Source organism: Synechococcus sp. UW86, assembly GCF_900474085.1.
Taxonomy (GTDB): Bacteria; Cyanobacteriota; Cyanobacteriia; order PCC-6307; family Cyanobiaceae; genus Parasynechococcus.
Genome location: NZ_UCNU01000017.1, coordinates 519,622 through 532,578, shown reverse-complemented (window position 1 = coordinate 532,578; position 12,957 = coordinate 519,622). Strand labels below are relative to the sequence as shown.

The window sequence follows — 12,957 nt, the reverse complement described above, 5'->3', positions numbered from 1 at the left end:
TCTAACGTCGCGCCGACAGGCTGATCAGAGTGGCGGCCAGCACCAGCATCCCGCCGCCCACCTGCCAGGCATTGATCGACTCGGCGAACCACATCCAGCCCCAGCCTGCGGCAAAGACCACCTGCACGTAGTTGATCGATGTGGCTCGGGCGGCGGGCAGGCAGCGCAGGCCCTCGGTCACCCAGATCTGGCCCAGCTGGGTCATCACCCCGACCCCCAGGAGCCAGAACCATTCGATGCCTTGGGGCCAGACCCCTTGCTGCAGAACCCAGGGCAGGGTCAGGGGAACCGAGATCATCGGGAAATAGAGGATGATCACCAAGGGGTGCTCGGTTTGCGACAGCCGCCGCACACTCACGTAGGCCAGGGCGGTCATCAGAGCGCCACCAATGCCGATCAGGGCAGGGATCAGTTGCGCAGGTTGGGCTGTTCCCGTGAGCCACTGCGGTTGCACCACCAGGGTGACGCCGATCCAGCCCAGCAGAACCGCTGCACTGATGCGTCGGCGCAGGGGCTCGCCCAGCAGCAACAGCGCTGCCACGGCGGTGAAGGTGGGGTAGGTGTACTGCAGCACCGTCGCTGAAGCGAGCGGCAGCTGGTCAATCGCTTCGAAGAAGCAGAGCAGGGCCAAGCTGCCCAGCACCCCCCGCGCCACAAGCAGCCCCCGTCGCTGGCCCCACGGGGAGACCCCGGCCAGGCGCAGGCCCACAGCGGTCAGAACGATGCTGATCAGGGCCCGGCACAGCACGATTTCCGCCACCGGAAGCCGACTGTTCAGTTGCTTGACGCAGACCGTCATCAGGCTGAAGGCCAGGGAGCTCAGGATCAGGGCACGGCTGCCCCGCACCGAGTCCTGGTTCCACCAGGGCTGTGGGGTCTGCGGTTCGGCCATGGCTGTTCGAATGACGGGGTGCACGGAACCCTGCGACTTCGCAGAATGGACCGATGGTGAACGCCCGCCTGCACCCAAGAACGATCGAGGCCGTCAAGGAACGGGCCGACATCGTTGATGTGGTGGGCGAGCACGTGGTGCTCAAGAAGAAGGGACGGGAATTCGTCGGGATCTGTCCGTTCCATGACGACAGCAAACCGTCGATGACGGTGTCGCCCGCCAAGCAGTTCTACTACTGCTTCTCCTGTGGTGCTGGCGGCAACTCCATCAAGTTCCTGATGGAGTTCCAGCGCCAGAGTTTCAGCGATGTGGTGCTGGATCTGGCGCGGCGTTATCAGCTGCCGATCGAGACGGTGGATGGTCCGCAGCAGGAACGGCTGCGGCAACAGTTGTCCCGCAGGGACAAGCTGCAGCGGGCCCTGGCCCTGGCTGCCGGTTGGTTCCGCAGCCAGTTGATGGCGCCTGCTGGAGCAGAGGCCCTCAAGTACCTCAGTGAGGCCAGAGGGTTGAGTCCCGCCACCCAGGAGACCTTTCAACTCGGCTATGCGCCGGATCAGTGGGATGGTCTGCTCAAGCATCTTCAGCAAGTTGAGGGGCTGGCGCCTGAGCTTCTCGAGGCTGCTGGGCTGGTGGTTCCCCGCAAGGGGGGCAACGGGTTCTATGACCGCTTCCGCCATCGGGTCATGGTGCCGATCCATGACCGTCAGGGCCGGGTGATCGGTTTCGGGGGACGCAGCCTTGATGGCAGCGAACCGAAATACCTCAACTCCCCCGAGACCGAAGTGTTCGAGAAGGGGAAGCATCTGTTCGGTCTCGACAAGGCCTCCAACGCCATCCGCAAGGACGACAGGGCGGTGGTGGTGGAGGGCTATTTCGATGTGATTGCCCTGCATGCCGCCGGCATCACCAACGCTGTGGCCTCCCTCGGCACGGCCCTGAGCAGTCAGCAGATCACCCAGTTGTGCCGCGTCAGCGACAGCAAGCGGATCGTTCTGAATTTCGACGCCGACGGTGCCGGTGTCCGTGCCGCCAATCGGGCCATCGGCGAGGTGGAGCAGCTGGCGATGCAGGGCCAGCTGGAGCTGCGGGTTCTGCACCTTCCTTCAGGCAAGGACCCCGATGAGTTCCTCAAACAGAACGGGGCTGGCGATTACCGCGCTCTGCTCGATCAGGCCCCCCTCTGGCTGGATTGGCAGATCGAGCAGGTGCTGGAGGAGCGCGATCTCAGCCGGGCCGACCAGTTCCAACAGGCGGTCACGGCCCTGGTGGGGCTGCTGGGCAAACTGCCCCAGTCCGCCGTGCGCACCCACTACCTCCAACGAGTAGCGGAGCGCCTCAGTGGTGGCCAGGGACGCCTGGCGCTTCAGCTCGAGGACGACCTGCGGCAGCAGGTGAAGGGCCAGCGTTGGCATGGGCGCTCCAGCCGTCATGAGCAGCCCGGTGAATCCGGACTGCGGGAGCGTTGTGAGGCCGATCTGCTGCGGCTGTATCTGCATTGCCCCCGGCATCGGGCCACGATTCGCCAGGAACTGCGCAAACGCGAACTGGAGGATTTCGCCATTCCCCATCACCGCCATCTCTGGGCGGCCATTACGGATCTCGAGGAGACCAACCTGGGTGAGGGGCGCATGGAGTCGATCAGCCGTTGCGACGACGACGGCGAGGGTCTGGATCTCATCGATCTGCCCCGCTTGCTCACCGATCAGCTCTTGCTGGAGAGCAGTGCGCTGGTGTCTCGCCTGACGCCCCTTTTGGAGCCAGGTGAATTGCAGCGTGTTGCCCTGGCGGAGCCCCTGGAGCAGCTGCGGGGCATTGCTGCCCTGCTGGAGCGTCAGAAAAGCTTGAAGCGCTGCCGGCACCTGTTGGAGGCCTGGGGTGGCCAGCGTCTCCAAACCCTGGAATCCTGCATCGCTGTTCTGATTGATCAGGAGGCTTCGTCAGATCAGGCCTCCGTGGACATGGAGGTGCGGATTCAGGCCCTCTTCGATGACCTCAACCGTGATGCGCTGCGCTACCAGGAGCTGTATTACACCGAGCGAAAACACATCGGCCATCTGGATCAGCAACGTTGCGCCAGTTACACCGTTCCCCCGGCCGCCTGAGCCATGGGCCGGTGGTCTGGGCAAACTGCATCAGGATCTGTTCCTCGAGTTGAAGATGTCTGAATTCTTCGAAGCGATCTGGCACGGTGAGGGCGTCGGCGACGGCGGTGATCTGGAGGAAGCGCTGCAGGCCTACGTCGCGGTGAAGCCGGAGGAGGGGGATTGGGTTGAGGCTTGCGCTGCCGAGGGGGCCGACCCTGTGATCGAGCGCTTCGCCTCGTTTGACGCCTACCTCGACAACGCTGATCCGCTTGAGCGCATTGCCGTCACCCCGCAGATGATCAGCGAAGCCCTTGCGTTGTTGCCGTCCTGATGACTGATTCGCAGCTGGATTTCGCCGCGCTCGATCCGGTCAACCACCTCTGGCCGGCCTTTGTGGAGCGTCTGGGTTCCGAGAAGGCTCAGCGGGCTGTTCGTCAGGCGCTGGATCTGCAGGGCATGCGAGGGCACCAGGGCACCCTGCCGGTGCTGTTCACTGAAACCGGAGGACTGGCGTTGGCCAGCACCGATCTGGTGCGGGAGCAGACGGGTCTCAACGCCCACGGCGAGCGGATGGTCTTGCTGCTCAGCACCCGTGAGCAGGTCATCCAGTTGCTGCAGGAGGTTTGAGGCCTGGATCAACGCTGTGGGTCAGGCCTTCACCACCGGTAGATCCTGCAGACGGGTGGTGGCGGCGCGGCTGAGTTGCTCACGCCGCATCAACCAACTGGGCTGCAGTCCGCAACCGGCCCATTGCAGGGTTCCACGCCCGTAACGCCGATTGATCCGGTCGATGGTCTGCATCAGGCACTCCCGTTTCTGCTGCTGCTCCTCACTCATCGGCACCATCAGATGGGTCTGCAGGATGTCGTGGCTCTGCAGGTGCTGCATCAGCACGCCGGCCTTGGCCAATGGTCGGTGGGGGCGAAAGATCCGTGCCACCAAGGGCCGTGCCGCTTCCAGCAGCACGGCTGTGTCATTGCTCGGCAGGTCCAGCTGCGTGCTGGCGGCTTGGCTGTAAAACCCAGGAGCGAACGGGCTGGTGCGGGTGTAGATGGTGAGGGCTGCTGCCCGTTGCCGTTGCCTGCGTAATTTCTCGGCGGCGCGCACCACATAGGTGGCGATGGCCTGGTGCAGCTCCTCCTGGCTGGTGATGGGGCGACTGAAGCTGCGGCTCACGCAGGTTTCTTGCTTTGGTGCTGGTGCCAGCTCCAGCGGCAGGCAGGCATGGCCCCGCAGCTCCCGTTGCAGCCGCAGACCCACCACACCGCATTTGGCGCGCAGTTCACCGCTCGGCATGTCCCGGAGGTGTCGTGCGTTGCTGACGCCCCGCAGGCGACACCAATGGGCCAGTTGTCGACCGATTCCCCAGACATCCTCGATTGCGATGGTTTCCAGCCAGCGATCGGGGTTGTCGCACTGGCCGAGGTCGAACATCCCGGCATGGTCTGGGGTCTGTTTGGCCAGGCGATTGGCCAGCTTGGCCTGGGCCTTGCTGGCCCCTAGGCCGATGGCGATCGGTAGGCCGAGGTTCTGCCGTGCCCGTGCCCGCAGCTGGCGGGCCCAACCCTGCAGGTCGCCATCGCGGGGACGACGAATTCTCCCGAAGGCCTCGTCAATCGAATACACCTCCAGCTCTTCACAGTGGGCCTCCAGCAGGCTCATCATCCGCTGGCTCATGTCGGCATAAAGGGCGTAGTTCGAACTGCGCACCACCACGTTGTGCCGTTCAAGCTCCCGGCGCGCCTTGAAGTACGGCGTCCCCATGCGGATGCCGAGGGCACGGGCTTCGGCACTGCGCGCAACGATGCAGCCGTCGTTGTTGGACAGCACCACCACGGGGTGACCGATCAGAGCCGGATCCAGGCTCTGTTCGCAGGAGGCATAGAAGTTGTTTCCATCGATCAGGGCCGTGGCCTGAGGCATGGCGATGTCGCTTCAGAGCGGATGGATCACGTGGATGGCGACACCCCAGATCTGCACTTCGCCGCAGCGGTGAAGCTCCAGTGGCGGATAGTCCGGATGGGCGGCTTCCAGGCGCAACCGGCCGTGATGACGCATCAGGCGTTTGAGGGTGAAGGCACCGTCGAGCACAGCCACAACCACCTGGCCCGGGCGCGGGTCGAGGCTGCGATCGACCACCAGAAGATCGCCGTCGTGGATGCCGGCGTCGGTCATCGATTCGCCGCTCACATGCAGGAAAAAGGTGCTGGTGGGATGCCGGATCAGCTGTTCATTGAGGTCGATCCCCACGTCGACGTAGTCATCGGCGGGGGACGGGAAGCCTGCGGCGACCCGTTCCCCGGCCAGGGGCAGCGTGAGCCGACTGCGCTTGGGCTGCAGGGGAAGCGGTCTGTGTTGGAGCTCCACGGCAGCAGCGACAACTGGCTAAATAGTACGCATGTACTGCTCGCTGTGGGGAGGGTCCGGTGAGGATGGTGGCCTTCGATATCTGGTGTTGGCTGACTCCCCTTATCTCGTGGCCATGGCGCTGATCGATCAGCAGGGCCGGCGCGCCCTGCCCCTCGGGGGACGGTCTCAGAAAGAGGTGGCTCCGCAGGGTGAGGCCCCGGAGGCGTTGGGCCATGCACTGGTGCTGGAGCTGTTGCTGCGGGTGTGGCAGCGCAGTGATCAGGGTGTGCTGCAGCGTGCGGCTGGAGCCGACAGCCTGCTGCTGGTGGAGCTGCCGATGGAACGGCTGCCGGAGGACGTGCCCAGGCTCAAGGCGGACTGGTTGAACACGGGGGATACGGCCGCGTTCAAAGCGGCATTGCAGGCTTTCTCCCCGCGGGCCTGGACGGTTTCGATCGAAAAATTCAAGCCGGTGGCTCTGCAGCCGTTGTGGTGAGGGGCGCTTGCTCCCAGATGTTCACGGCCACGGAATAGCGCTCGCCTTCGAACAGGTTGATCCGGTGCAGGATGCCGGGGGAGAACAGCACCAGACGGTTCACCACCGGTGGGATCGAGATCACCGAGCGGAATGTGGGTAACGGCCCCTGGTATCCGTTCTCGATCGGAGGGCTGTCGGCCACCAGCAGTTCGCCGCCAGCGCAGCTCACGTGGGGGTAAAACACGGTGGACAGCAACGGAAGCAGGAAACGGCCGCTGCGTCGACCTTCCAGCTCGTCCTTGTCGATGTGCCAGTCGAGATCGTTGTTGGTGTTGCACCACCACTCGACTCCGGCCCGCTGTGGTGCGAACGGTGTTGCCAGAGGGAGCAGGGCCTCGTCGAGGTAGTGATCGACGACGGCTTGCTGAGCCGCTGCGTGAATCGAGCGGGGAAAACCGGTTTCGGGTCGCCAGCTGAATTGAGCATCACCGTCGTGTTCCTCCTTAAGTCGCCCGTGGATGTCACAGAGGTCGCGTAGGTCCTGAAGGGCGCTGGCGGGCAGAAGGTTGTCGATGATTTGCAGCATGGTCGTGGCTGAGAGATCAGCTGCGATCGCCGAACCCTAGGCACGGTGATAAGGGCTGCCTTGAACAATCGCCTGGGCTCGGAACAGTTGTTCTACGAGCATCAGCCGCGCCAGTTCGTGGGGGAAGGTCATCGGTGAAAGGCTCAGGCGCCATTTGGCCTGTGCCTTGAGCTCAGCCGTCAGACCGTCGGCCCCACCGATCACGAAGGCCAGCCGTTGGTTGCCGAATTGCTCGAGACGTCGCGCGAAGGGAACCGACGCCAAGGTGTCGCCCTGTTCCATCAGTGCAATCAGGGTTTCGTCGGGTCGCAGGGCCGCTCTGATGGCATCAGCTTCCTTGTCTGGATTGCTGTCGCGCAGTTCGCTGATGGTCAACCCAGGCAGGCGTTTGAGGTAGAGGTCAATGCCGTCCTGAATCCAGCCACGACGCACTTTGCCCACCGCAAGAATCCGGCAACGGGCCGGGTTCAAACGTCGTCTCCCTCATCCTCGAGCAGCAGCTGCCCGAAAGCCACGTAGAGGCTTTCCTCCTCGCTGCCCGGGTTCACCTTCGGCCGTTTCGGCTGGGTGCTTTTTCCCGGTCCGGGCTGGCTGCGTGCTGGTGCAACAAGGGCTGGGGTGGTGTCGTTGTTGTTAAACGGCGATGGTTGAGCCGATGGTTTGCGTTGGGCCTCCAACTGTTTCAGGCGGTCCATGAGGTGTTCAGGAACGGTGCCGTCCTGGCTGGCCTTCATCAGTTCCCGGAAGAGCTCCTCGGGGTTCTTCTCCGTTTCAACGCGATGGCGCACCTGGTTGGCTTTGGGAGCTGACGCAGGCTTCTCCGGTTCCGCCAGGCGTGCAGGGAGTTGACGCCCTAACTCACGCAGGCGCTCGAGGCTGCGGGGATCAAAACTCATGGTTCAGGCGCAACCGAGACTTTCACGGGTGCTGCGGCCCGTGACGGAATTCGTTCCGTCGGCAACGGCGCAGAGGCTTTTGAGTTGGTCCCCGCGCATGGGAACGTCGGTGAAGTCGGCCCCCGTGATCAACACATCGCTGAAGCGGGTGTTGAAGGCAAAAGCCCCCTCCAGCACGGCATCCTCAAGGTTGGTGCCTGTCATCACAGCGGCGTCCAGGGTGGCTTCGCGCAGGTCGGTGCCGCTGAGGTCGGCATCCTGCAGCTTGGCGCCGTAGAGGCTGGCTCCCCGCAGATCAGACCCGGACAGGTTGGCTTCGCGCAGGTTGCTGAGGTTGAAGGTGGCCCCCCGCAGGTCCTTGTTGGAATAGTCGGCCCCAATCAACACCTGTTTGGCCACATCCATCGCGGCGTGGGCCGGAGCCGGCATCAGCCACTGGCATGTGAACACCACCAGAGAGATCAGTACGGCCGTAAAGCGTCTGCCCATGATCGGAACCATCACCGCCGAACCCTAGAACCGTTCCAGGGGGGAATGGTTTGAACCAAGACGTGAGGGTTCAAGCCGGTGGGGTCTCAATGCAGCGGTAGCTGGGCGGAGCAGCAGGCCTTGCAGCAGCTGGAAGCGCAGGGATGGCGGTTGCTGGACCGCAACTGGCACTGCCGCTGGGGCGAGCTCGATCTGGTGCTGGAGCGGCAGCAGCAGCTGCTGGTGGTGGAGGTCAAGGGCCGTCGCACGGGGCATCGGGACCGCCATGGCCTTGATGCCTTTCATTCCACCAAACGACGCCGCATGGCCCGCGCGATCAGTTGCTGGAGAGCTGTGCATCCGGCATCCGCTGAGCAGCTGCTCCGGGTCAAGCTGGCCCTCGTACCCTTGATGACGTCCCGCCGAACGATTCGCTGGATTGATGTGGAGCGGCTGTGCTGATGCACAGTTGACCCATGGGTTTCTCCGGACATCACGCCCGCAAGCGTTTTGGTCAGCACTGGTTGCGGGACGAATCCGTGCTGCAACGAATCATCGAGGCTGCTGACCTGCAGTCCACCGATCGGGTGCTGGAGGTGGGGCCCGGTCGCGGGGCATTAACCGAGCGTCTGCTGGCCGCGGGGCTGAAGGCGGTGCATGCGATTGAGCTCGACCGCGATCTGGTGGATGGTCTTCAGGAACGTTTTGAGTCTCAGCCTGGGTTCAGCCTCCATCAGGGCGATGTTCTCGAAGCCCCACTGGAATTGAGTGATGGTCGCATCGCCGACAAGGTGGTGGCCAACATTCCGTACAACATCACTGGCCCACTGCTGGAGCGGTTGGTGGGCCGACTGGACCGGCCGGTGGATCCGCCCTACCAACGGCTTGTGTTGCTGGTGCAGAAGGAAGTCGCGGAGCGGATTCGTGCCCGACCCGGCCACAGCAGTTTCAGCGCCCTGAGTGTGCGCATGCAGCTGCTGGCCCGGTGCGGTTCGGTGTGTCCGGTGCCGCCGCGCTGTTTCCAGCCGCCGCCAAAGGTGCAATCGGAAGTGATCTGCCTGGAGCCCTTGCCGGCCTCGGAGCGGGTGGAGCCGGCTCTGGCCGCCCGGGTGGAATCGCTGTTGAAGCAGGCGTTTCAGGCGCGGCGCAAGATGTTGCGCAACACCCTGGCGGGTGTGGCTGAGCCAGACCGCTTGAAGAAGCTGGCGGCCTCCGCGGGTTTCAGCCTGCAGCAACGCCCCCAGGAACTCGCGCCCGCCACCTGGGTCGCCCTGGCCAGGGGTTTGAATCGGGGCGACTGAACAACCACCATGATCACGGTGACGGCCCCGGCCAAAGTCAACCTGCACCTGGAGGTCCTGGGGCTGCGCTCGGACGGTTTTCATGAGCTGGCCATGGTGATGCAGAGCATCGACCTGGCGGATCGCCTGAGCTTTCAGAACACCGCTGACGCACAACTCAGCCTCACCTGCGATGACGCCAGCCTCAGCGTCGGTGACGACAACCTGATCCTCCGGGCGGCCCAGTTGCTGCGGGACCGTTCGGGTTTCAGTGAATTGGGGGCGTCCATTCATCTCGAGAAGCGCATCCCCATCGGTGCTGGCCTGGCTGGTGGCTCCAGCGACGGCGCCGCGGCACTGGTTGGTCTGAATGCTCTGTGGGGCTTGGGCCACAGCCCCGCGGATCTGGAGCGAATGGCCGCTGAGCTCGGTTCAGACATGCCCTTCTGTGTGGCCGGAGGATGTCAGCTCTGTTTCGGGCGAGGCGAACAACTGGAAGCTGTGCCACCAACGCCTCAATCCCTGGCTGTGCTCTTGGTCAAAGACCCCACGGTGAGCGTTTCAACGCCCTGGGCCTACAAGCGTTGCCGTGAGCTCAATCAATCCCACTACCTCGCTGATGAGGCGGCTTTTGAACAACGCCGGCAAGCCTTGCGCAGTGTTGATTGGCTCCAGCCATTGCGCAGCGAGTTGCCACCTCCCCTGCGCAATGACCTGCAGGAGGTGGTTGCTCCTGAAACAGCTGCGGTGCGTTCGGCGCTCGATCTGTTGAACAGCGTTCCCGAAAGCCTGGCGGTGGCCATGAGTGGTTCTGGGCCCAGTTGTTTCGCGCTGTTCTCCGATCTGGCGTCATGTCGCCAGGCGCAGGATCAGCTCACTCCCCAGCTGGACCGCGCCGGCCTGAAGGCCTGGTCTTGCGCTCTTCGCAGCGATGGCGTGAGGATCGAGGCATGACTGATGTCCCCACACCAGAGAGCCCCGAACCACAGGATCCGCGCAAAGGTCCGCTGAGTTTTCTTTCCGGAGCGCTGACGGCCGGGCTGTTGGCCTGGCTGGCCCTTGGCCTGAGTCGGCGGATGGTGGTGTATTTCGCGGTTCATCCCCCGCACTACAGCTCGCCGATTGCCCAGAACATCGCTGTCACCCTGAAGACCCTTCTGGTGGGTTTGTCCTTCCTGGCCACCTTCAGCACAGGTTTTGTGGCCCTTGGCCTGACCCTGGTGTTTCTTCGCAGTCTCTTTACGGCTCGCGATCAGAACCCTGCCTAGCGTCCGTTCATTGCCTGGGTTTGGATGACGCCCCACGACCTCGGCCAGCTGGCGTTGCTGCTGTCTCCGGCCATGCTGCTTTCCGTTTTGTTGTTGTTCACCTTCGCGGCGGGCGGTTGACCCTGCGCTGACTGAGATAGCTTGGCCTCACCACCCGGATTGGCCGGGATCACTGTGACGCCGTGGCAGGAACACTTCTCTTCAACGCCCTCCGGGAAGCCATCGACGAGGAGATGGGGAGAGACCCCCACGTCTGCGTGATGGGGGAGGACGTCGGTCACTACGGCGGCAGTTACAAGGTCACAAAGGATCTGGCGGAGAAATACGGCGATCTCAGGGTGCTCGACACCCCGATTGCTGAGAACGGCTTCACCGGAATGGCTGTTGGTGCCGCGATGACCGGTCTGCGGCCGATCGTTGAGGGCATGAACATGGGCTTCCTGCTCCTGGCCTTCAACCAGATCTCCAACAACATGGGGATGCTCCGCTACACGAGCGGCGGCAACTTCACCATTCCCACCGTGGTGCGCGGCCCCGGCGGCGTGGGTCGTCAGCTTGGCGCTGAGCACAGCCAACGGCTGGAGGCCTACTTCCATGCCGTCCCCGGCATCAAGATCGTGGCCTGCAGCACGCCCACCAATGCCAAAGGCCTGATGAAGGCCGCGATTCGCGACAACAATCCCGTGCTCTTCTTCGAGCACGTTCTGCTCTACAACCTCAGCGAGGAGCTCCCCGAAGGCGACTACACCTGTGCCCTCGACCAGGCGGATCTGGTGAAGGAAGGCACCGATCTGACGATCCTCACCTACTCCCGGATGCGTCACCACTGTCTCAAGGCTGTGGAGCAACTGGAGGCAGAGGGGGTGAGCGTTGAGCTGATCGATCTGATCAGCCTCAAGCCCTTCGACATGGAGACGATCAGTCGCTCCATCCGCAAGACCAACAAGGTGATCGTGGTGGAGGAATGCATGAAGACCGGCGGCATCGGGGCCGAGTTGATTGCGCTGATCACCGAACAGTGCTTCGACGATCTGGATGCCCGGCCTGTGCGTCTTTCCAGTCAGGACATCCCCACCCCCTACAACGGTTCTCTCGAGAACCTCACGATCATTCAGCCGCATCAGATCGTTGAGGCGGCGCAGGCGTTGGTCAACAAGGGCATCTGACGTTGATGGCGCGTTATCAGGGTTGGTTTGCCCTTGTTCTTGCCCTGGCGATCGCCGCCGGGATGTTTTTGGTTCGGACGCCGCTTGAACTGGGCCTCGATCTGCGGGGCGGCAGTCAGCTCACCGTTGAGGTGAAGCCAGCCGGAGAAATCACCCGGGTTGGTGCCGAAGAGATGGAAGCGGTGAAAGCCGTGCTCGATCGTCGGGTCAACGGTCTTGGTGTGGCTGAGTCCACCCTGCAGACGGTGGGTGAGTCGCAGCTCGTGCTGCAGCTCCCAGGTGAGCAGGATCCCACCGCTGCTGCGCGGGTTCTCGGCGACACAGCCCTATTGGAGTTTCGTGCCCAAAAGGCCGACACCGAAGCAGAGTTCCGAGGTCTGAGGCAGCTCCGTTCCCAGGTGGAAGCGATTCTCAGGTTGCGTGAAGATCAGATCCGCCGTGGTGAGACCCCGGAGCCTCTGGATCTGGCTCAGCTGAAGTCAACCCAGCAGACCCTGGGTCTGGATGGGCAGGCCAGCTCGGAAGAGGAGCAGCTCCGCCAGCTTCTGAACAAGGTTGATGCCGATCTGCTCACGATGCTTGAGCCGGCAGCCCTGACGGGCAAGCAGCTGGTGACGGCAGGCCGCCAACCGCTCCAGAACAACCCGAACAGCTGGGAGGTGACCCTCAATTTCGATGGTGAGGGTGCTGAGGCCTTCGCTGACCTCACCAAATCGATTGCCGGTACCGACCGGTTGCTGGCCATCACTCTGGATGATCAGCTGATCAGTGCCGCCAGCGTTGGCCCGCAGTTCAAAAGTGCTGGAATCTCTGGTGGTGCAGCCACCATCAGTGGCAATTTCAGTGCGGAAACGGCCCGTGAGCTCGAGGTGAAGCTCCGCGGCGGCTCCCTTCCCCTCCCCGTTGAAGTGATCGAGGTCCGCACCATCGGGCCCACGCTCGGAGCAGAGAACATCCGCCGCAGCCTGGTGGCCGCCCTCTCGGGCCTGGCTCTTGTGGCGGTGTTCATGGTGGTGGCCTATCGCCTGCCAGGGGCGGTGGCTGTGATGGCCCTCAGCCTCTATGCGCTGTTCAACCTGGCGGTGTACGCCTTGATTCCGGTCACCCTCACCCTGCCGGGAATCGCTGGTTTCATCCTCTCGATCGGCATGGCCGTGGATGCCAATGTGCTGATCTTTGAACGGATCAAGGACGAATTGCGGCGGGGCAACACCTTGATCCGCTCGATCGATACAGGCTTCTCCGAGGCCTTTTCATCGATCGTCGATGGTCACCTGACCACGCTGATCAGTTGTGCAGCTCTCTTCTTCCTGGGCACCGGCCTGGTCAAGGGCTTTGCCGCGACCCTGGGCATTGGTGTTCTGCTGAGTTTGTTCACGGCCCTGACCTGCACCCGCACCCTGCTTCGTTTCCTGATGGGCTACGCAGGTCTGCGTCGTGCCAGCAATTTTCTGCCCACCGGGCAACTTCCTTCCCCCACCGCCTGAACC

The 12,957-nt window shown here is 63.2% G+C and carries 17 protein-coding genes; 10 read left to right on the top strand and 7 right to left on the bottom strand.

The features are described from left to right. Position 1: 1 nt before the first annotated feature. The gene (locus tag DXY04_RS11405; RefSeq protein ID WP_115162141.1) at positions 2–892 is read right to left on the bottom strand and encodes a DMT family transporter; all 891 of its coding nucleotides are present in this window, start codon (positions 890–892) and stop codon (positions 2–4) included. Between the two features lie 53 nt (positions 893–945). On the opposite strand from DXY04_RS11405, the gene dnaG reads away from it, so the two are divergent. Genes dnaG through DXY04_RS11390 form a run of 3 tightly spaced genes read left to right on the top strand, consistent with a single transcriptional unit; the run spans position 946 to position 3,603 of the window. Further along, on the top strand, positions 946–2,994 hold the full coding sequence (gene dnaG, locus DXY04_RS11400) for a DNA primase (RefSeq protein ID WP_115162140.1): 2,049 nt from the start codon (positions 946–948) through the stop codon (positions 2,992–2,994). Positions 2,995–3,049: 55 nt separating this feature from the next. Continuing rightward, positions 3,050–3,307, top strand: coding sequence for a hypothetical protein (locus DXY04_RS11395; protein WP_115132806.1), 258 nt, complete (start codon positions 3,050–3,052; stop codon positions 3,305–3,307). Further along, positions 3,307–3,603, top strand: a complete 297-nt coding sequence (locus DXY04_RS11390) for a hypothetical protein (RefSeq protein ID WP_006851716.1) — start codon at positions 3,307–3,309, stop codon at positions 3,601–3,603. Before DXY04_RS11395 ends, DXY04_RS11390 begins: the two co-directional genes overlap by 1 nt. A gap of 21 nt (positions 3,604–3,624) precedes the next feature. On the opposite strand, the gene DXY04_RS11385 is transcribed toward DXY04_RS11390, so the two are convergent. Further along, positions 3,625–4,899, bottom strand: a complete 1,275-nt coding sequence (locus tag DXY04_RS11385) for a Y-family DNA polymerase (RefSeq protein WP_115008927.1) — start codon at positions 4,897–4,899, stop codon at positions 3,625–3,627. A gap of 12 nt (positions 4,900–4,911) precedes the next feature. After that, entirely contained in the window at positions 4,912–5,343 is a 432-nt protein-coding gene (locus DXY04_RS11380) for a LexA family transcriptional regulator (protein WP_115162139.1), read from the bottom strand. A gap of 88 nt (positions 5,344–5,431) precedes the next feature. Here DXY04_RS11380 and DXY04_RS11375 point away from each other — a divergent pair, with 88 nt between their 5' ends. Next, on the top strand, positions 5,432–5,821 hold the full coding sequence (locus tag DXY04_RS11375; RefSeq protein ID WP_244272215.1) for a hypothetical protein: 390 nt from the start codon (positions 5,432–5,434) through the stop codon (positions 5,819–5,821). On the opposite strand, the gene DXY04_RS11370 is transcribed toward DXY04_RS11375, so the two are convergent. Genes DXY04_RS11370 through DXY04_RS11355 form a run of 4 tightly spaced genes read right to left on the bottom strand, consistent with a single transcriptional unit; the run spans position 5,790 to position 7,774 of the window. Beyond that, positions 5,790–6,389: a 2OG-Fe(II) oxygenase gene (locus DXY04_RS11370; protein WP_115162137.1), complete on the bottom strand. Its 600-nt coding sequence runs from the start codon at positions 6,387–6,389 to the stop codon at positions 5,790–5,792. The two genes, DXY04_RS11375 and DXY04_RS11370, sit on opposite strands and share 32 nt — an antisense overlap. A 36-nt stretch (positions 6,390–6,425) precedes the next feature. Next, on the bottom strand, positions 6,426–6,860 hold the full coding sequence (locus DXY04_RS11365) for a 23S rRNA (pseudouridine(1915)-N(3))-methyltransferase RlmH (RefSeq protein WP_115082171.1): 435 nt from the start codon (positions 6,858–6,860) through the stop codon (positions 6,426–6,428). Further along, positions 6,857–7,285 carry a hypothetical protein gene (locus DXY04_RS11360; RefSeq protein ID WP_115162136.1) on the bottom strand — a complete coding sequence of 143 codons (429 nt, stop codon included), beginning with the start codon at positions 7,283–7,285 and terminating at the stop codon, positions 6,857–6,859. The genes DXY04_RS11365 and DXY04_RS11360 overlap by 4 nt, the downstream gene beginning before the upstream one ends. 3 nt (positions 7,286–7,288) lie before the next feature. Then, the gene (locus DXY04_RS11355; protein WP_115009256.1) at positions 7,289–7,774 is read right to left on the bottom strand and encodes a pentapeptide repeat-containing protein; all 486 of its coding nucleotides are present in this window, start codon (positions 7,772–7,774) and stop codon (positions 7,289–7,291) included. 78 nt (positions 7,775–7,852) lie between these two features. On the opposite strand from DXY04_RS11355, the gene DXY04_RS11350 reads away from it, so the two are divergent. From DXY04_RS11350 to secD, 6 genes are all read left to right on the top strand, one after another. Further along, positions 7,853–8,215 (top strand): YraN family protein, encoded by a 363-nt coding sequence (locus DXY04_RS11350; protein WP_115162135.1) that lies wholly within the window; start codon positions 7,853–7,855, stop codon positions 8,213–8,215. 14 nt (positions 8,216–8,229) lie between these two features. Next, entirely contained in the window at positions 8,230–9,054 is an 825-nt protein-coding gene (rsmA, locus tag DXY04_RS11345) for a 16S rRNA (adenine(1518)-N(6)/adenine(1519)-N(6))-dimethyltransferase RsmA (protein ID WP_115162134.1), read from the top strand. Between the two features lie 9 nt (positions 9,055–9,063). Beyond that, positions 9,064–9,987, top strand: coding sequence for a 4-(cytidine 5'-diphospho)-2-C-methyl-D-erythritol kinase (ispE, locus tag DXY04_RS11340; RefSeq protein WP_115162133.1), 924 nt, complete (start codon positions 9,064–9,066; stop codon positions 9,985–9,987). Continuing rightward, complete coding sequence (locus DXY04_RS11335) at positions 9,984–10,301, top strand: DUF3082 domain-containing protein (RefSeq protein ID WP_114989036.1); 318 nt, start codon at positions 9,984–9,986, stop codon at positions 10,299–10,301. The genes ispE and DXY04_RS11335 overlap by 4 nt, the downstream gene beginning before the upstream one ends. A 182-nt stretch (positions 10,302–10,483) precedes the next feature. Then, positions 10,484–11,467, top strand: coding sequence for a pyruvate dehydrogenase complex E1 component subunit beta (locus DXY04_RS11330; protein WP_115162132.1), 984 nt, complete (start codon positions 10,484–10,486; stop codon positions 11,465–11,467). A gap of 5 nt (positions 11,468–11,472) precedes the next feature. After that, complete coding sequence (gene secD, locus DXY04_RS11325) at positions 11,473–12,954, top strand: protein translocase subunit SecD (RefSeq protein ID WP_114989196.1); 1,482 nt, start codon at positions 11,473–11,475, stop codon at positions 12,952–12,954. Positions 12,955–12,957: the final 3 nt, after the last annotated feature.